The sequence below is a fragment of the Prevotella amnii CRIS 21A-A genome (genome assembly GCF_000177355.1).
In the GTDB taxonomy this organism is placed as follows: domain Bacteria; phylum Bacteroidota; class Bacteroidia; order Bacteroidales; family Bacteroidaceae; genus Prevotella; species Prevotella amnii.
The window spans coordinates 50237-69432 of the sequence record NZ_ADFQ01000051.1 but is presented as its reverse complement, the minus strand read 5'-3'; the positions used below and the strand labels follow the sequence as shown (position 1 = coordinate 69432).

Here is a 19196-nt window from a genome sequence, read left to right as displayed (position 1 = left end):
TTTTTTGTTTAAAACTCTGCTAAGATCTGAAAGGTAGCACTTATGAGCGACTCTGCTCCATTTCCATATCCTGGTACATACCATGCAGAGCCGTTTTCTCCTGTTTTTTTATGAAGTTGTTTTTTATATCTAATAGTCCAACCCATTCTTATAGGACCCCATATTTTTGCGTCTAATCCTGCCACGAGTTCTGCCCATAGCAGCTTGCTGCTAACATCAGAAGCATAACATAAACTTTGGCTTTTCCATATAGGGTCAATAGCAGTTTTACTATAAAAGCTATATTTAAACGATGTATAAGCTAATCGTCCTCCCACCAAAGCCCGATAATCATCATGCTTGTTTTTTAACACGTTAAGATCTATACCTACCCTAAAATATGGAGCTTTAGTGATGTAATGAATATTAGTAGTTTCATCTGTTTTATTAGATTTTCCAAAGCCTAACTCTAAAACAGGGAAATATTTGTCTTTTAAGTTTAGCCTCGCTATACCCTCATATTGTCCATAACCTCTTATAAACATCATAGCAGGGCCTACTATATCTGTACCCAATGCTATACCTCTATAAAAAGGTATTGTATCAGGCTGGTCTTTTGTTACAACAACCTTTCTCTGTGCATAAAGTGAAGAGGTGAAAAGTGTGAGAAAACTAATTATCAGACTTAAAATAAATGTAAAGGTTCTCTTTTCCATCTAAATTTACATTAGCATTATTAATATCAATGTGGTCTATACGATTAGTAGTGTTTTCTACTTTAGTAATCTTATGTAAGAAATAAGCAGGGCAGCTTATGTTTTCAAAATAGCTTACATTAGTCTTTGTTATTTTCACTATATCCGTTATTTTCTTACCCGATTTTGTGTTAAAAACAAATTTCAGCTTATCCTGCTCATTATTATAGCTTAATGGTAAAGAAAATGTTTTAATGTCTTGCAGCTTATATAATATTGTGGTATCTGCCAAACCTTCTCTTACGGCTAACACAGTGAGAGTGTCGGTAGTAGGTTCACCTTTAGCTACATATTTACTTCTAACCCCATCAAGCATAGAGCAATCTGCTTCCGAGCAAGATGTTAAGATGATATAAGATAAAAGCAAAAAGGAAGATGTTGCTAATGTAAATTTCTTTTTCCACATGTTTTTTTTTATAAACCTAATTCTTTTTCTATCTGGTAATCGTTACGATGAGGGTTACTACGACTAATTAAGTCGCCTATGAAACCTGCTAAAAACAGTTGTGTACCTATAACCATAGCTATTAAAGCTATGAAAAAGGAAGCATGATTAACGAGCAAGTCGCCATACTCTCCATTTATAAGCATATAACATTTGTCTAAGATAAGACAAAGAAAAGCTATAAAGCCTATAAGGAAAACAAAGGACCCCATAAGCCCAAAGACATGCATGGGCTTCTTACCAAAGTTAGTTAAAAACCAAAGTGTAAGCAAATCGAGGTAACCATTAAAGAAACGGTTTATACCAAACTTAGATACGCCATACTTACGAGCCTGATGGTGTACTATCTTTTCTTTTATTTTTGTAAATCCGGCTTCTTTGGCAAGGTAAGGAATGTAACGATGCATCTCGCCATATACCTCTATATTTTTCACAACATCAAGGCGATATGCTTTTAAACCACAATTAAAATCATGTAGATTATGCACTCCGCTAATCTTTCGTGCAGTGGCATTGAACAGCTTGGTAGGCACTGTTTTTGTTATAGGGTCATAACGCTTTTGTTTATATCCACTAACGAGGTCATTGCCGTCTTTTACTATCATATCGTATAAGGCTGGAATCTCGTCGGGAGAGTCTTGCAAGTCGGCGTCCATTGTAATAACAACATCGCCTTGAGCAGCTTTGAAACCACAAAAAAGAGCGGGACTCTTTCCGTAGTTTCTTCTAAACTTTATACCTTTAACATGGCTGTCTTTAAGGCGTAGACTTTCTATAATGTCCCAACTATTATCAGTAGAACCATCATTGATAAAGATTATCTCGTAAGAGTAATTGTGTTCTTTCATTACCTTACTAATCCATGCGTGCAGCTCAGAGAGGCTCTCGGCTTCGTTATATAGTGGAATAACAACTGAAATATCCATATTTTTATCTTTTTATTTTCTAAACTTTATTCTTAGGTATAGAGCGTTTTAAGATTAAGCAAGTGATAATGCTTAGGAAAAAACCTAATATCATTTCATATATAAAACTTCCAAAAACAATGTTTTGAGGCGTAAAAACCTGTGGCAATATGCTTATAGCTTCTTCTATTTTGTAGCCATAGCTTTTTATAATTTCACCACCTTCTTTAGATTGTATTACAGCTATCATGCTCTGTAGCATTCTGCCATTATCTAAAAACTTAAAATATAGGTATTGTATTATTCCTAATATTAGTGCTCCAGTGAAATATACTCTAAAACAATATAGCATACCTTGCTTAAAACTAATGAGACCTTCCAAACTTTTATCACGCATCAAACGCATACGATAAGCTACAAAGAAAGGGGTACACAATATTAGCATTGTGTTAAATTGTGCGAGGAAAGAAAAATATGCCGCACCTAAGAAGCACACAAAGGCACCTGTCCATATTACACCTAAGTATATACCATCATATAAAGCATAGGTGTTTAAAATCTTATAATCTTCTAATTTCATGTGTGCAAATTTACAATTTAATTGTCATACTTGGAAGGTATTGCTTCATTTAAAATGAGCATTTTTGTTAAAATGAAAAAAAGTATAAATATATGCCTTGCTAATTCAAAGAAAATGTTTAACTTTGCACTCGCAAAAGCTAAAACGCTTTTTGTAAAAATGAGCAAGTCTCTTACGACCAGCTCCCTTTAAATCCCCCAGGATGGGAACATAGCAAGGGTAGGAGGTTGTAGCGGTGCGATAAGAATAGCTTGCTCACCCGCCTCTTTAGCTCAGTTGGCCAGAGCACGTGATTTGTAATCTCGGGGTCGTTGGTTCGAATCCGACAAGAGGCTCTCATAAGAAGCACACCTATAAAAGTGTGCTTCTTATTTTTTTTTGTGTAATATAGTTCTTCTTATTTTTATTATATTTTTCTTTTTTTTGCCATATATGCTATTTTTAATTTATAACTTTGGGCTATGGTAAATATTATATTAGCAGACAATCAGGACATAACACAGGCAGGAATGATGTATATTCTTTCTAAAATGGGATATACAAAAAATGTTATTGTGCAAAACAAAACAGAGCTTATTAATATGCTTAAAGACAGCCCTAAAAGTATTGTTATTATAGATTACACGCTTTTTGATATTCCGAGTTTTAACGATTTATATGTTATGGGGCTGCGTTTTGCTGACGTGATTTTTATACTTTGGAGCGAAGAGCTTAGCCTTAGGCTTTTAAGGAAAGTTGTTAATGTAGGTATTAAGGTGAGCATACTTTTTAAAGATTCTACAAAAAGTGAAATACAAGAATGTATAAAAAAAGCCGTCAAAGGTAGTCTGTTTGTTTGTAAACAGGCTAAAGAGATGCTTATAGAAAAAGAGTCTTCTATGTGTGTTGAGCAAAAAAGATTAACTAAGACTGAAACAGAAATACTTATAGATATAGCACAAGGGCTTACTACTAAGGAAATAGCAAATAAGCGTTACTCTTCTTTTCATACTATAAACACACATCGTAAAAACATTTTTCGTAAGCTTAGTGTAAATACAGCCCATGAAGCTACACGCTATGCTTTAAGGGCAGGATTATTAGACATTACAGATTATTCTATTTAATGTCTTTAGAAGATGTTGCTATGTTAGGAGAATGTTAGTATATTTTATTTATTATTATTCATACTATTAACACATTATGAAGTGTAGCAATTATATTATTGTAGCATAAAGGAGTGATTATATGAAAAAGAATAGCTATGAAAAGCATATAAAAAGTATCTTTACATAGCAAAAGAGCATTACTTTTTAAGTAAGTAATGCTAATGTTTGGTAGTGAAAAAGCAGATGTAAATATTAGAAAATTAATCTATTTTTATACTAAAAATAGATTAAAAATAAAATAAAAATAATTTATTTTTCTTTCCCCACTGTTGTTTTTATATGTTTTAAAGATAAGATTTTAGTATCAAAAGTGTTTATCCTTCTAATGTGATAAATGAAGTATTTTGCTTTTATCTTTTAGCATATATATTTTTTATGTATTATAAATAAAAGTAAGGAGCAATAAAAAAAAGGCTGAACCCCATATATAAACGGGTTCAGCCCTTTACTGAATCAATTAATTGTTTTATGTTTAATGAAAAGTTTTTTAATACTTAAATGTTACTGTTAATGATATTTTGCGTCCATCAGCATGTGCGTATTCTGCATCTCTTGCCATAAGCATAGAGGTTGTAGTATAGTAAGTATTGTTAAGTAAGTTAGAGATACCCAAATTAATATCCCAAGAGTTTAGCTTGTACCCTGCTGTAAAGTTGAGCAGATTAAAGCTGCTGATCTTACCTTCACCTTCGTTATATTTTCCGTCATCAATAGGTTGAAAGCGGTCGCGGTTTCCTGAGTGGATATAATGTAGCTGTAAATAAGCATTTTTCACAGGAGAATAATCTATATACATTGCGAATTTAGCAGCAGGTATAGAAATATTAGACATATAACTTCTCCATTGACCATAAGTATCTTTTATCTTACCTTCAAACCATGTAAAGTTAGCCCCAGCTTTTAGGTTATTAAGAAGCTGTGCATCTGCGTTTAGTTCTATACCATATACCTTTTGAGGAGTGCGGTTTACTTCCCAAAAACCTGCTTTATTAATCTTAAGGTCGCTACCTAATTTTGAGTATGTGTAGAAGAATGCACCATTTAGCTGTAGCCAACGATTGATATCAGAGTAAGCTCCAATTTCATAGTTATCGGTCTTTACAGGCTCTGTTGATATTTTAGATAAAACATCTTCTTTAGCAGCACGTAGTGTACGACCTAAATCGAAAATAGAGAAACCTTGAGAATAAGCTATGAAAGGTTGGAACGCACGATATTTATTGTAAGATATACCAGCATTAAATGATAAGTTGTTATATTTGAGATTTCCGCCTTTTACATGTACCTCTGGAGCACTTTTCTTTGTGCGTAATATGTCGTAGTTAGGAACATTAACATCTATAATATCATAACGAGCACCTACCTTGATGTTAAGATCTTTAGAAAGAGTAGTTTTTGTTTGCAAGAATATTGCTTCGTTATTACTTGTAAGGTTAGGTACCCAGTAACGCCCATCAACAAGAGGTTGTGAAGTCTTATCTAAAAGATAATCAAATCCATATACAAGATGTGTAAAGGAGTTGTCAGAGAAGGCTAGTAAGGTGCTAAATTGAGAACGGAACCCAAGCTTTTGATCCTTTATAGTAGCCTGACCGCTTGTTTCTTCCCAGCGTGGTTTTTTAGGGTTATGCTTTCTAAAATCGAATATAGTGTATAGACTTGTGCCGTAAAGAGAAGCCTCAAAGTCGGTGTTTGCAAACAGTTTTCGAGAGGTAAACTTTAAATATGCATTATGGTTATATCGTGTACCTTCATCAGATGCTTGAGGATCTTTATCGCCAAAAACACCTATTGCAGGAGTTTTGAGATATTCTCCTGCTTGCTGAATTAAAGAAGTATGTTGCAAACTTCTATAAAAATTATACATAAACTCTATACTGTTTTTAGGTGAAAAGGCATAACCTAATTTCACAAGAGCATTTGATGTATAAGTATCTCCAAGCCCATAACGTGGCGATATATATTCTCCATCTCCATCTATGCTGCTACCTGTTTTAGAAAGAGTCCCACTAACTAAATAGCTAAGCTTATTGATAGAACCATAAAACTGCTGGTTAAAACGATAGCCCATACCATCGCTACCATGGTAGAAATTATATGTAGAACCAGATAAAGACGACTGACCTGCAAATGTTTTCTTTGTTGTGTTCTTTTTTGTAATGATGTTTATTACACCACCTATAGCACCATTACCGTATAAAGAGGTAGCACCCTTTATTATTTCTATATGGTCAATGGCAGAAACATCTAAAGAGCGAATGTCTCTATCGGTAGATCTTAAAGGGGTAGATTGTGGTATTCCATCTATTAAAACAAGGGCACTTCTACCTCTAAGAGTCTGAGTTCGTGAGCTTGTTGTGTTGCTTGCTAAAGCCATACCCGGAGTAAGCAAACCTAATAAATGAGATATATCAGATTCTGCTTTGCTCATTTGTGCTATTTGTTTTTGATCTATAATAGTAACAGTTGTAGCAGCATTAGACTTTATTTCAGGAATGCGTGTTGTACTGATAACTACTTCTTTTAAAAGAAGTGTAGAATCGACCTTGGTAACATCATTAGCATAGCTGTTAGTGTATGCTAATGCAGCCATACCAAGAAGCAAATAATTCTTTTTTGTCATGTTAAATTATATTTGTTAATACTAAAAGGAAGCGTTCAGCTTTAAATTATTTAACGAACGCTAAAAATCTTTTGCAAAGATATATAAATAGCTTGGAAGCGGCAATACCTAAAAATAATGACAAGTATAATGACTTTTTTATATAGTCATATTTGCCAGAAATAAATATTTATTACTATCTTTGTATGTGTAATATTAATATTTGTAAAATGAAAGTAAGATATTCTGTTTATATAGAATTATGTAAATATACATTATTAAGGAATGTGGCTTTAGAGGATAAACAAAAGTAGCAAAAAGGTAGATGATAAAAGGTTTTATAATAGTAGGAATAGGTAGTTTTTTAGGAGGAGGATTGCGTTATCTTTTTTCGCAGTTTTTAAAATTTTCCATATTAGGAAGTTTTCCTTTAGGTACTTTTTTTGTAAATGTTTTAGGCTGTTTTCTTATAGGTCTTTTCTCCTCATTACCAGAAGGGCATGGTATTAATGCTTCTACAAAGCTTCTTCTCACAACTGGTCTTTGTGGAGGTTTTACTACTTTTTCTACTTTTATTTATGAAAACGCTTCTATTATAAAGGATAACAATTATAGCTTTGCTTTTATGTATGTATGTCTTAGCTTTGTTTTAGGCTTTTTAGCACTTTTAGCAGGTAGAGAATTAGTACTTTTTTTTAAGTAAGTTGTGCTTATAAAAACATATATATAAAAAGTATTTTATAAAAGCAAAATGCTTAGAACTATACTGTCCTAAGCATTTTGCGGTATTTTATTTATCCATATAAGGATCAGTGCCAAGAACCTTTTTTGCTACTGCCTTAGTACGTTTCCTTAAATTATTAATATCAGCACTAACATCATCATAACATAGAGCTACTCCCATACGCCTACCTATAGTAGCTGTAGGCTTACCAAATATGCGTATATAGGTTTTATCTTCTTTATAGGCTTCCTCAAGATTGTATTTTAAAGGTATGTTGCTATTTATAGGAGATAGAATTACAGCAGAGCAACCTGCATGTTCTGTATGTATAGAAGGAATAGGAAAGCCCATAGCTGCACGGAAATGCAGCTCAAATTCGTTAATATTAGTGGTATGAGCAAGTGTTACCATTCCTGTATCATGAGGGCGAGGAGATAGTTCTGAGAATATAACTTCGCCATCTGTAGTATAAAAAAACTCTACTCCCCAAACTCCATTCCCTGTTAGAGTCTTTGTTATTTTATCAGCAATATTTTGTGCTTCTTGTAGAGCTGTATTGGGAAGAGTAAAAGGTAGCCAACTTTCACGATAATCACCATTCTTTTGTACATGACCTATAGGAGGACAAAAAAGAGTTTTACCATTTTGTTGTGTTACAGTAAGTAGCGTAAACTCGCTATCAAAGTGTATAAATTCTTCAACAATTATTTCTTTAACATCACCCCTTGCACCCTCCATGGCTGTAGAGAAGGCACTGTCTATATCTTTTTTATCGTGTATATAGCTTTGACCGTGCCCACTTGAGCTCATTAAAGGCTTTACTACACAGGGTATGCCAATCTCTTTTACTGCTGAAATAAACTCTTCGTAAGTGCTGGCGTAACAATATTTTGCAGTGCGTAAGCCTAATTTTTGCGAAGCAAGATCTCTTATGGCACGGCGGTTCATAGTATAGTTTACTGCTTTAGCTGATGGTACTACTTTTATGCCTTGTGCCTCAAAGTCGAAAAGCTTTTCTGTTCTGATAGCTTCTATCTCACAAAAGATGATGTTTGGCTGGTGTTTATCAACAACAGATTGAAGCTCATGGCTATCTAACATATTTATTATTTCACTCTCATCAGCTACTTGCATAGCAGGAGCATTGTTATAATTATCGCAAGCTATAACATACTCTCCTGCACGCTTAGCAGCTATAGTTAGTTCTTTTCCTAACTCGCCAGAGCCAAGTAATAAGATTTTTGTCATTATAAAAACAAATTTATATTATGGCGTAAAAAAATCTATTTCTCTTTTTATTTTTATATCTAAAGATAAAAGGTAATATTTATTGATACATCCTTTTTATTACCGTCCTTTTTGTGTGTACATCATATCATAATATTTTTGGTAATCTCCAGAGGTAACATCTTCTATCCATTGTTGGTTATCAAGATTCCATCTAATGGTTTTTATAATACCTTCAGCAAACATGGTTTCAGGATACCACCCAAGCTCTTTCTTTATTTTAGTGGCATCTATTGCATAGCGTGCATCATGCCCTAAACGATCGGGTACAAATGTTATGAGTTCGTCATTTATCCAGTCAATGGAAATGTTACCATTTGCGTCTTTCTCTTGTTTTTTGAGTATAGAGCGTAAGTTTTTGTTGCTTTCCATCATATCATGAATAGACTTAATAGTTAGCTTAACAATATCAATGTTTTTCATTTCATTGTGTCCACCAATGTTGTAAACTTCGCCATTGCGTCCTTTGCGTATAACCATGTCAATAGCTTTACAATGATCTTCTACAAAAAGCCAGTCGCGTATGTTAAGCCCTTTTCCATATACAGGGAGAGATTTCCCTTTTAGAATATTATTGATAATAAGTGGTATTAACTTCTCTGGGAAGTGATAAGGACCATAGTTGTTTGAGCATCGTGTAATGGTTACGGGCATATGATAAGTATCATGATAAGCCTTTACTATATGATCGGCACTTGTTTTAGAGGCAGAATAAGGGCTATGAGGGCATAGGGGAGATGTTTCTGTGAAAAATCCTTCATTTCCTAATGAGCCATATACTTCATCTGTTGATACTTGATGATAACGCTTTCCTTCTTTCCATGTAGGGTATCCTTGTGCGTCTTTTCCTGTAACCCATGCATGCTTAGCTGCGTCCATTAAGCACTGTGTTCCTAAAATGTTTACAGAGAGAAATAGTTGAGGGTCTTCAATAGAGCGGTCGACATGACTTTCTGCAGCAAAATTGACAACATAATCGATATCGTGTTGTGAAAAAATATTATTTAGTAATTTCCTATCACGAATATCTCCTTTTATAAAAAAGCAGCGTTTGTTATCAATATCATCTTTTATAGTGCCTAAATTTCCTGCATATGTCAGTGCATCAAGAATTATAAGTTTTATGTTTTCGTCTTTATATTTTTTGTAAAGCAGGTATTTTACGAAGTTAGCTCCTATAAAACCTGCAGCTCCTGTTACTAAATAAGTTTTCATATTTTTATAGTTTTATATTGTTGAATATATTTTATAGTAGTGGTATATGTAAAAAAGCTATTGTAACTGAAATCGTTTTTTTATAAGAATAGCGATGATGTTAGCAGATTCTTCTATACCTAAAACACTAGCATCAATGCATAGATCATAACTTGTGGCATGTCCCCATTCCTTACCTGTATAGTAATTGTAGTATTTTGATCTAATTTCATCACCTTTCTCTATGATGTTTCTTGCTTTTTCTTTCGTGCAAGCAGTGCGCTGTATAATGTTTTCTATGCGTTTATTTATAGGAGCAGTAATAAAAATATTTAAAATATTCTTTTTTTCGCGAAGAATATAATCTGCAGTTCTTCCCACAAAGACACATCGTGAAGATTTGTTAGCTGCTTCCATAATAGCCTCACTTTGTAGCTGATATAAGCTTTCTTGAGAAAAAGTATTATTATAGAAGTGGTCTTCGCTCATCATAGGTAAGCGAAAATTATATAAAGATTTAAAGAAACCTTTTTGTTCATCGTTTTGTTCGAAGAATTTTTCTGAGAATCCGCTCTCTTTAGCAGCTATGTTTAGGATCTCTTTGTCATAGAATTGGCAATTGAAACGTTTAGCAAGCATTTCTGCAATAGCTCTTCCGCCACTTCCTAATTGTCTGCCTACATTTATAATCAATTCGTTGTCCATAAGATTTTTATTAGTTCTTAGAGTTGGTTTGTTGTATTATTCTGATTAGTTTTTATCTTTTTTATATACCAAACAAGTATGCTTATAGCTATAACCCATGCGGTAAAATCGCTTACAGGAAGTGAATACCAAACACCATTAACATGGAAAAATTGTGGTAAAATATAAAGCGCAGGAAGCAATACTAATAGTTGTCTTGATAGCGATAGAAATATACTTGTTTTTACTTTTCCTACACATAGAAAGAAAAAAGTAGTAACCATTTGTGAGCCAATGAACAAATACATCATCATATTTATACGAATGGCCTTAATGGAAAGCTTAATAAGCTCAGCATCTGTGGTGAAGAGCCGAGCACAATAATAAGGTGCGAATATGCTTAATAGCCACCCTATAGTCATTACTATAGTTGCTGCAATGATAGTAAGTTTTAAGACATGGAGCAAGCGGCTTATGTTTTGAGCTCCATAGTTGTACCCAGCAATAGGTTGCATGCCCTGATTTAGCCCTATGACGAACATTATAAAGATAGTAGCAATACTGTTTGCTATACCATAAGCTCCTACAGCCATATCACCACCATATCTCACAAGCTGATTATTCATAAATATAACAATAATACACGCACAAAGGTTTATAAAGAAAGGGGATATTCCTACGCTAATAATATTATTTACCAATTGCTTCTTTAAGCGATAAATGCCTTTCTTAAAATGTAGTATTTGTGATTTATCTGCAAATAAAGACATTTGCCAACATAAAGCAAGAGCTTGAGATATAATAGTAGCTATAGCTGCTCCCTCTATGCCCCAACCTAACCAACAGATAAATATGGCATCTAAGATAATATTCATAACTACAGTAAAAATGGTAGCTAACATAGCATGACGAGGCTTAGATGAAGCGCGTAGTACCGCATTCATACCTAAATACATGTGTGAAACAACATTTCCTGCTAATATTATTTGCATGAAGCTTTTAGCATAAGGTAATGTTGTGTGGCTGGCTCCGAAGAAATGTAAGATAGGATTAAGGAATATTAAAGAAATAATGCCAAAACTTAAACCTACGATAAGATTAAGTATTATAGTATTACCTAAAAGATTTTCTGCGGTATCATAATCTCTTTGCCCCAGCTTAACACTAATAGTAGTAGAGGCACCTACACCAATTGCTGCGCCAAAGGCAGCTCCAAGATTCATGAAAGGAAAGGTTATGGCTAAGCCAGATATTGCCATTGGCCCAACATATTGACCTATAAAAACACGATCTATGATGTTATATAAAGAAGCAGCTATCATCGCAATAATAGCAGGCAACGCATATTGGAGGAGAAGCTTTCCTATAGGCTTCGTCCCTAGTTCTAATGTTGCTTTTTTATTATCCATTAATATTTAAGTATTTTTGCAAATTTACGAAAAATAAGATGTTTTATTTAATAAGCTATCATTTATTTTATATAAATAACTGCCTTTACCAAAAAATAATATAATTTTGCACAAATATAAGTGGTGTTTTAAAGTAAAATGTTTATTCTGAATAAAAACATTTTTGGCAATGATTAATAATAAGAAAGCTCTATCTTTAAAAGATTTAAACGAACTTGTAGCAGAAGTTATTCATTTACAGCTGCATAATACGTATTGGCTTGAGGCAGAATTGTCTCAAGTTAACGAGAGTAGGGGTCATTGTTATATGGAGTTTATTCAAAAAGAAGAGACATCTAATAATATTGTAGCACGAGCAGCTGGCCGTTGCTGGGCTAATAAATGGTTAAATATAAAGGCTTATTTTGAGCGTATAACAGGGCAAAATATCCATGCAGGAATGAAGATAATGGTGCAGGTGTCTGCACAGTTTCATGTTCAGTATGGTTTTTCGTGGATAATAGAAGATATTAACCCGGAATATACTCTTGGAGATATAATGCGTAGGCGTAATGAGATAATTGCTCAGTTAAGAGCTGAAGGAGTTTTTGATTTACAAAAAGAGCTTTATCTGTCTACCTTTGCATCACGTATAGCTGTAATATCTTCAATAACAGCTGCAGGTTATGGAGATTTTTGTAACCAATTATTAAATAACGATTATGGCTTTTCTTTCCATATAGAACTTTTTCAGTCTGCTATGCAAGGTGAGAGAGTGGAGCATGATATTATTGCATGTCTGAATGATATTAATGACCGTCAAGATGAGTTTGATTGTGTGGTTATTATAAGAGGTGGTGGTGCTACAGCCGATCTTAGTAGTTTTGATACTCTATTTTTAGCAGAAAACATAGCTAATTTTCCTTTACCTATAATAACAGGAATAGGTCATGAACGTGATGAGAGTGTGATAGATCTTGTATCTTTTTTAAAAGTAAAGACTCCTACGGCAGCTGCAGCCTTTTTAATAGATAGGCTTAATGTAACCTTTTCTCGTATATTAAAAGCAGAAGAAAGTATACATAAAAATGTTTATGACAGGTTAAAATATGAGCATACTCGAATAAATAATTTAGCTAACAGAGTGCCTTTATTGTTTTCTTTAGTGAAAACACAGCAAGAAAAGCACCTTAACATGTTGTTGCAAAAAATGATAAATTTAATGCTTACTTATATATATGGCGAACAAAATAAAATAGATGCATATTATAGCAGTCTTTTATCTAACGTACAGCATTTTTTGCTTAATAGTAAGTATAATATAGAATTAATAGAACAAAGGCTAAAGTCTGTAGATCCTAAGAGATTATTACAACGAGGTTATAGTATTACTTTATGTAATGGTAGATTGATAACTAATATTAATCAGATAAAAGAAGATGATGTGTTAACTACTACGTTGTTTCATGGAAAAGTAAAATCTATTGTAAAAAAAAAAACATTTAAATGAAAAAGATAAATTATGAAGAGGCTGTAAGGCAGCTTGAGGAGATTGTGGAGAAAATGGAAAGTGGCGAGTTAGATCTTGATTCTATGACAACTCAGCTAAAGAAAGCTCAAGAGCTTGTTAAGTTATGTAAAAATAGGTTGATGCAAACAGACAAGGATATTCAAGGACTTTTGGAAGATAAATAATTTCACGAAAGCTTATAATAAGCTTTTCACCTTTTTTTTTGTTATGGATACAGAGTTTATTACTCATCAACATTCACAAGGTATTGATATACAGTTATATCCAGTATTAAGACTTGTTATATTTTTTATTCTTGGGATTATAGTGGGTTATAGCTGTAGTACTATAACGTCGTTTTACTTTTGGGGTATATTGCTTGTTGCAAGTTTTTTTCTTTGTTTATTTTTAAGGAAGAAAAAATTATGGCAAAGTGTATCTGTTTTTATACTTGTGGCTATTGTAGGTGGGTGGTATTCTTCTTTTTGTTATTTAAGACTTAGCAAAACCTTACCAAAAGGCAAGCATTTTTATAAAGCAGTAATGCTCACAGAGCCTACAAGACATGGTAAGGTTATGATGGCTGATATATTGATATTTCTTCAGAGAAAAACTTTAAAGGTGAAGACATCTATTTTGTGTGATACTATTAGCAAGCATTATTCTACTTTGCATTTAGCAGATGGAGTTTTGCTTTATGGAGAATTAGAAGCTCCTACTAATTTTGCCAACTCTTCTTTCGATTATGCAGAATACCTAAAGTTACATGGATATAGTGCCGAGCTATTTATTTTTGATAGTCAGTGGCAAAAGGAAAAAGTTAGTTTGTCGTCCATGAGCTATATAGACAGGACGTTATTATTTGCCAAAGTGTTACGAACGCATTGTGTAAGTATGTTACAAAGAGTTATTCATGATAATCAGCTGGCAGTAGTCTCTGCTATGATGCTTGGAGATAGATCTTATATTAAAAAGAGTTTGAAGGAAGATTATTCTATTACTGGTGCTGCTCATGTTATGGCTTTGTCAGGTTTGCATCTTAGCATTATTTATTCTATTTTGTGGTTTCTTTTTTCAGGCTTAGGTAATCTTTCGTTATTTTTTAGATTGAAAGAAATAAAGCATTTTCTTCTTATTATCACTATTTGGGCTTATGTTTTCCTTGTAGGTTTTTCCCCTTCTATAGTACGTTCAGCGTTAATGTTGTCTATTTATTCTTTTATAGCTTTATTAGGGCGTAAAAAAGTATCTATAAATATTTTATCGGTAGTAGCATTTTGTATACTTCTTTATGATCCATTTGTTTTGTTTGATGTAAGTTTTCAATTGTCGTTTGCTGCTATAGTTTCCATTCTTTTATATTATCCGCAAATTAATAAATTGTTAAACAAAGGCTTTTTATGTAAATATAAAATATTTACGAGAATATTCCAAATGTTTACAATAACATTATCAGCTCAAATAGGCACAGCTCCATTAATAGCTTTCTATTATTCTAAATTGCCTACTTATTTCTTTTTAAGTAGTTTTATCGCTATTCCATGTACTACAATAATACTTTATGCAGGTGTGTTTTTCTTTGTTTTTATATGGCTAACTCCTTTGCAGTGGCTGTTAGGGCAAGTGCTTTATCTTACTACAACCTTTCTTAATAATTCTCTTCATTGGCTTTCATCGTTACCTATGGCTTCTATTTTTGTAGGAAACATAACAGCATATCAAGTAGTGTTAGTTTATTTTATGCTTATTATTTTATTGTTAGTTATTAGTTTCTTTAATCGAGAAATAAGATTTAGATAAAAAGTAGTACCTTTGCATGTATATGCAGCGTTATTTTATTACATTATCTTACGATGGCAATAATTATCATGGTTGGCAAATACAGCCTAATGGTTCATCGGTACAAGAAACTTTGGAGAAGGCTTTAACAATTTTATTGCGTCAACCAATATCTATAATAGGAGCAGGACGTACAGATACAGGTGTGCATGCTCGTATGATGGTGGCTCATTTTGATATGAAAAGTAAGTTTGATAACATGCAAATATCTTATCGTCTTAACAGACTTTTGCCTCATGATATATCAGTAAGCTCTATAATTCCTGTATCTAATGATATGCATGCTCGATTTTCTGCTATTAAGCGCACGTACCATTATTACCTTCATCTGCAAAAAGATATTTATAATAGACAATATTCTTGTTATGTGGGTTATAATCTCAATTTTGATTTAATGAATGAAGCAGCATTATATCTTATCGGCAAAAAAGATTTTAAGTGTTTTTGTAAGACGGGTGCTGATGTGAAAACTACTATATGTAATATTACTGAAGCATATTGGAAACCTATTTATCCAGAGCTTTCTACATTATCATCGACAGACATAAAGCCTACGAACTGGTGTTTTATTATATCTGCTAATCGCTTTCTTCGTAATATGGTGCGTGCAATAGTAGGAACTTTAATAGCTGTAGGGCGTGGTAAGATGTCTATAACAAAATTTAAAACCATAGTAGATACTGGCTCTCGTAGCGATGCTGGTGAAAGTATGCCTGGGAATGCATTATTTTTATGGGATATAGAGTATTAAGAGCTATAGGATATTAAGAAAATTATGTGGATTATTTTTGCTTTCATTTCTGCTACCTTATTAGGACTATATGATGCTTCAAAGAAAGTATCATTGCGCAATAATGATGTTATACCTGTTTTATTTCTAAATACTCTTTTTTGTTCATTAATATTTTTACCTTTAATTATTTTATCTTATTATTCTGAAATTCATAAAGATTCTATGTTCTATGTAACTATAGGTTCGTGGGAAGAACATAGATGGATATTGCTTAAAAGTATTATAGTGTTACTATCATGGTTATTTGGTTATTTCGCAATGGCTCATTTGCCACTTACTATAGTAGGACCTATAAATGCCACTCGTCCAATAATTACCTTGATAGGTGCTATGATAGTATTTGGAGAAGCACTAAATTATTGGCAGTGGATAGGTGTTAGCTTGTCTATATTTTCTTTATTTTTATTGTCTCGTAGTGGAAAAAATGAAGGAATATATTTTAGGCATAATCGTTGGATATTATTTCTTATATTTTCAGCTTTGTTAGGTGCTTGTAGTGGATTATTAGATAAGTATTTAATGGCAAAACCTAATGACGGTGGAGTGGGGCTTGAGCGTATGTTTACCCAAAGTTGGTATAATTTATATCAATGTTTATTGATGGTTATTATTTTGATAATTTACAAAATCAAAGGATTAAAAAACACATTAGCTTTCACTAAACAACAAAATGCCTTTCATTGGAAATGGACTATTTTATTTATTTCAGTATTTTTGTCAGTAGCTGACTTTGCTTATTTTTATGCTTTATCCTTACCAGGGGCAATGATTTCTATTGTTTCAATGGTACGTCGTGGCTCTGTTATAGTATCTTTTATATGTGGAGCTATCATTTTGAGGGAAAGAAATTTAAAAGCGAAAATAATAGATTTAGTTTTTATTTTAACAGGAATGGTATTTCTTTGGATAGGTTCTTGTTAAGTATTTCTATTTTTTTGTTTACTTTTGTAGAGAGTTTAAAAGATGATTAAACATTATGACGGAAAAAATTAGGATAAAAGATATAGCAAAACGTGCAGGAGTTAGTGTAGGAACAGTAGATCGAGTTATTCATAAGCGGCCTAATGTTTCCGTTAGTGCCCTTAAAAAGGTAAAAAAGGTTTTGAAAGAAATGAATTATCAACCTAATGTTTATGCTAGTGCCTTAGCATATAATAAGAGTTATACTTTTTATATACTTTTACCAAAACATGCGAGTGAGGCCTATTGGGACGAAATAGAAGAAGGAGCTATGAAAGCTGTTGAGATGCGTAGGGACTTTAATATTAGTTTGGAAATAATGTATTATAGTCGTCTTAATTCAGAGTCTTTTGTTGAAACTTTTCAAAGTTGTCTTTTAAAAAATCCAGATGGAGTTATTCTTGTACCTTATACATTAGACCTTACACAACAGTTTACTGACGTTCTTCATGAGAAAAATATCCCTTTTGTGCTTCTTGATTCATATATGCCTGATCTTAAGCCTTTATCCTTTTTTGGGCAAGACTCGTTTCAAAGTGGCTCATTTGCAGCTCACATGTTAATGCTTTTTACACAATCAGAAAAGTCGATTGCAATTATAAAGCAAACAATAGAAGGAAGAATGCCTTCTCGTCAGCAAGAATATAGAGAGAAAGGGTTACGAGCATATATGGCAAATAATTATCCTGAAATTAATATTTACGAGGTTAATCTACCTTTAGATGAGGAAAGGAAGCAATATGAATATATTTTAGACGATTTTTTCATAGAGCATCCTGATGTGCACCATTGTATTTCGCTTAACTCAAAAGCTCATCTTGTAGGGGAATATTTGTTAAAGAAAAGCAAGAAAGACATTCAAATAGTAGGTTATGATGTGGTATTAAAGAATGTTGAGTGTTTAAAAAAAGGAAGTATTTCTTTTTTAATTGCACAACATGCTTATCAGCAAGGTTTTGCCAGTATCGAAACACTTTTTAGGCATATAGTACTTAAGCGAAAGGTGCAAATTGTTAATTATATGCCAATAGAATTTTTAACTAAAGAAAATATTGACTTTTATCATAGAACACAAATTTAATAGTATTATTTTGAAAAAACAGATTCATACCATTTCTTCAAAGAGAGGATTTTTAGCACTTAGTCCATTAATAGCTTTTATTCTCTTATACTTAGTAACATCTATTATCTTTAATGATTTCTATAAAGTGCCTATAATTGTGGCTTTTATGTTTTCGAGTATATTTGCTATATCTATTTTTAAACATACTCCTCTTAGAGTTCGGATAAAAACGTTTAGTAAAGGTGCAGGCTCTGAAAATATGATGATGATGTTATGGATTTTTGTTCTTGCAGGTGCTTTTGCTAATTCGGCAAAGGTTATGGGTAGTGTCGATGCTATGGTAAACCTTACTCTTTCAGTTTTTCCAAGCAATATGCTTTTTATGGGCTTGTTTATAGCATCTTGTTTTATTTCTATTAGTATAGGAACCAGTGTTGGTACTATTGTAGCTTTAGCTCCTATAGCAGCAGGTATAGCTACTAACACAGGCTGTTCTCTTCCTTTTATTTTGGCTATTGTAGTAGGTGGTTCTTTCTTTGGAGATAATCTTTCTTTCATTAGTGATACAACAGTTATAGCTACTCGAACTCAAGGGTGTAATATGAGTGATAAGTTTAAGGTGAATTTATTTATTGTGGCTCCTGTAGCTTTTATATTATTAATATTATATGTTTTATTAGGTACTCAAACACATGTACCTCCTTCTAATTATCCTATAGAATATCTAAAAGTTCTACCTTATATGACAGTCTTAGTATGTGCTATTTGTGGTCTTAATGTTATGGTAGTGCTTACTATCGGACTTTTTTTAACAGGATTAATAGGTGTTTTTAGTGGTATTTATGATATTTTCGGGTGGTTTTCTTGTGTAAGAGAAGGTATATTAGGTATGGGTGATCTTATAATAATAACTATGATGGCTGGAGGAATTCTTGAGATTATCCGTAAAAATGGAGGTATAGATTTTATTATCCAGCATATAACAAAGCATATTAAAGGTAGGATAGGTGCTGAAATAACCATAGCCTTTTTAGTAAGTTTAGTAAATATTTGTACAGCCAATAATACTGTAGCTATTCTTACAGTTGGTGATATTGCTAAACAAATAGGCGATAAATATGGTGTAGATAAACGTAAAGTAGCAAGTCTTTTAGATACTTTTTCGTGCTTCATACAAGGTTTGATACCTTATGGAGCACAGATTTTAATGGCGGCAGGCTTAGCTAAAATAAATCCTATAAGCATTATTCCTTATTTGTATTATCCCATGCTATTAGGGTTAATAGCAACGCTATCGATTATATTTCAATATCCACGAAAATTTTCTAATTAGAATTTAT

18 protein-coding genes, 1 tRNA gene and 1 other RNA gene are annotated in these 19196 nt (G+C 32.7%); 11 read left to right on the top strand and 9 right to left on the bottom strand.

The features are described 5' to 3' along the window. Positions 1-8: 8 nt before the first annotated feature. Genes HMPREF9018_RS04520 through HMPREF9018_RS04505 form a run of 4 tightly spaced genes read right to left on the bottom strand, consistent with a single transcriptional unit; the run spans position 9 to position 2664 of the window. The gene (locus HMPREF9018_RS04520) at positions 9-695 is read right to left on the bottom strand and encodes a DUF6048 family protein (protein WP_008448823.1); all 687 of its coding nucleotides are present in this window, start codon (positions 693-695) and stop codon (positions 9-11) included. Beyond that, complete coding sequence (locus HMPREF9018_RS04515) at positions 652-1140, bottom strand: DUF6452 family protein (protein ID WP_008448605.1); 489 nt, start codon at positions 1138-1140, stop codon at positions 652-654. The genes HMPREF9018_RS04520 and HMPREF9018_RS04515 overlap by 44 nt, the downstream gene beginning before the upstream one ends. 8 nt (positions 1141-1148) lie before the next feature. Then, positions 1149-2105 (bottom strand): glycosyltransferase family 2 protein, encoded by a 957-nt coding sequence (locus HMPREF9018_RS04510; RefSeq protein ID WP_008448721.1) that lies wholly within the window; start codon positions 2103-2105, stop codon positions 1149-1151. Positions 2106-2124: 19 nt separating this feature from the next. Beyond that, positions 2125-2664, bottom strand: a complete 540-nt coding sequence (locus tag HMPREF9018_RS04505) for a DUF4199 domain-containing protein (protein ID WP_008448779.1) — start codon at positions 2662-2664, stop codon at positions 2125-2127. Positions 2665-2825: 161 nt separating this feature from the next. Here HMPREF9018_RS04505 and ffs point away from each other — a divergent pair. The 3 genes from ffs to HMPREF9018_RS04495 all read left to right on the top strand — a co-directional run bounded on the left by ffs (position 2826) and on the right by HMPREF9018_RS04495 (position 3770). Next, an RNA gene (gene ffs / locus HMPREF9018_RS10480) (signal recognition particle sRNA small type) lies at positions 2826-2923 on the top strand. Between the two features lie 2 nt (positions 2924-2925). After that, positions 2926-2999: transfer RNA gene (locus HMPREF9018_RS04500), tRNA-Thr, on the top strand. A 126-nt stretch (positions 3000-3125) separates the two neighbouring features. Then, on the top strand, positions 3126-3770 hold the full coding sequence (locus tag HMPREF9018_RS04495; protein ID WP_008448624.1) for a response regulator transcription factor: 645 nt from the start codon (positions 3126-3128) through the stop codon (positions 3768-3770). A gap of 529 nt (positions 3771-4299) precedes the next feature. On the opposite strand, the gene HMPREF9018_RS04490 is transcribed toward HMPREF9018_RS04495, so the two are convergent. Then, entirely contained in the window at positions 4300-6435 is a 2136-nt protein-coding gene (locus tag HMPREF9018_RS04490) for a TonB-dependent receptor (protein WP_008448777.1), read from the bottom strand. 304 nt (positions 6436-6739) lie between these two features. Here HMPREF9018_RS04490 and crcB point away from each other — a divergent pair, with 304 nt between their 5' ends. Then, a complete protein-coding gene (gene crcB / locus HMPREF9018_RS04485; protein WP_008448767.1) occupies positions 6740-7117 on the top strand; it encodes a fluoride efflux transporter CrcB in 378 nt (125 codons plus the stop codon). An 87-nt stretch (positions 7118-7204) separates the two neighbouring features. Here crcB and purT read toward each other — a convergent pair whose 3' ends face one another. The 4 genes from purT to HMPREF9018_RS04465 all read right to left on the bottom strand — a co-directional run bounded on the left by purT (position 7205) and on the right by HMPREF9018_RS04465 (position 11712). Beyond that, on the bottom strand, positions 7205-8386 hold the full coding sequence (gene purT / locus HMPREF9018_RS04480) for a formate-dependent phosphoribosylglycinamide formyltransferase (protein ID WP_008448661.1): 1182 nt from the start codon (positions 8384-8386) through the stop codon (positions 7205-7207). A 99-nt stretch (positions 8387-8485) separates the two neighbouring features. Next, on the bottom strand, positions 8486-9640 hold the full coding sequence (gene rfbB, locus HMPREF9018_RS04475) for a dTDP-glucose 4,6-dehydratase (RefSeq protein WP_008448700.1): 1155 nt from the start codon (positions 9638-9640) through the stop codon (positions 8486-8488). A gap of 57 nt (positions 9641-9697) precedes the next feature. After that, a complete protein-coding gene (locus HMPREF9018_RS04470) occupies positions 9698-10324 on the bottom strand; it encodes a cytidylate kinase-like family protein (RefSeq protein ID WP_008448725.1) in 627 nt (208 codons plus the stop codon). Positions 10325-10341: 17 nt separating this feature from the next. Continuing rightward, positions 10342-11712 (bottom strand): MATE family efflux transporter, encoded by a 1371-nt coding sequence (locus HMPREF9018_RS04465; protein WP_008448719.1) that lies wholly within the window; start codon positions 11710-11712, stop codon positions 10342-10344. Between the two features lie 169 nt (positions 11713-11881). Here HMPREF9018_RS04465 and xseA point away from each other — a divergent pair, with 169 nt between their 5' ends. Genes xseA through HMPREF9018_RS04430 form a run of 7 tightly spaced genes read left to right on the top strand, consistent with a single transcriptional unit; the run spans position 11882 to position 19189 of the window. Beyond that, entirely contained in the window at positions 11882-13201 is a 1320-nt protein-coding gene (gene xseA, locus HMPREF9018_RS04460; protein WP_008448766.1) for an exodeoxyribonuclease VII large subunit, read from the top strand. Then, positions 13198-13386 (top strand): exodeoxyribonuclease VII small subunit, encoded by a 189-nt coding sequence (gene xseB, locus HMPREF9018_RS04455; RefSeq protein WP_008448765.1) that lies wholly within the window; start codon positions 13198-13200, stop codon positions 13384-13386. Before xseA ends, xseB begins: the two co-directional genes overlap by 4 nt. Before the next feature lie 43 nt (positions 13387-13429). After that, positions 13430-15001: a ComEC/Rec2 family competence protein gene (locus HMPREF9018_RS04450; protein WP_008448860.1), complete on the top strand. Its 1572-nt coding sequence runs from the start codon at positions 13430-13432 to the stop codon at positions 14999-15001. 22 nt (positions 15002-15023) lie between these two features. Beyond that, on the top strand, positions 15024-15791 hold the full coding sequence (truA, locus tag HMPREF9018_RS04445; protein WP_039864386.1) for a tRNA pseudouridine(38-40) synthase TruA: 768 nt from the start codon (positions 15024-15026) through the stop codon (positions 15789-15791). 24 nt (positions 15792-15815) lie between these two features. Beyond that, complete coding sequence (locus tag HMPREF9018_RS04440; protein WP_008448704.1) at positions 15816-16754, top strand: EamA family transporter; 939 nt, start codon at positions 15816-15818, stop codon at positions 16752-16754. 55 nt (positions 16755-16809) lie between these two features. Then, positions 16810-17874 (top strand): LacI family DNA-binding transcriptional regulator, encoded by a 1065-nt coding sequence (locus HMPREF9018_RS04435; protein ID WP_008448815.1) that lies wholly within the window; start codon positions 16810-16812, stop codon positions 17872-17874. A gap of 22 nt (positions 17875-17896) precedes the next feature. Then, positions 17897-19189 (top strand): Na+/H+ antiporter NhaC family protein, encoded by a 1293-nt coding sequence (locus tag HMPREF9018_RS04430; RefSeq protein WP_050773467.1) that lies wholly within the window; start codon positions 17897-17899, stop codon positions 19187-19189. The last annotated feature ends 7 nt before the right edge of the window (positions 19190-19196 follow it).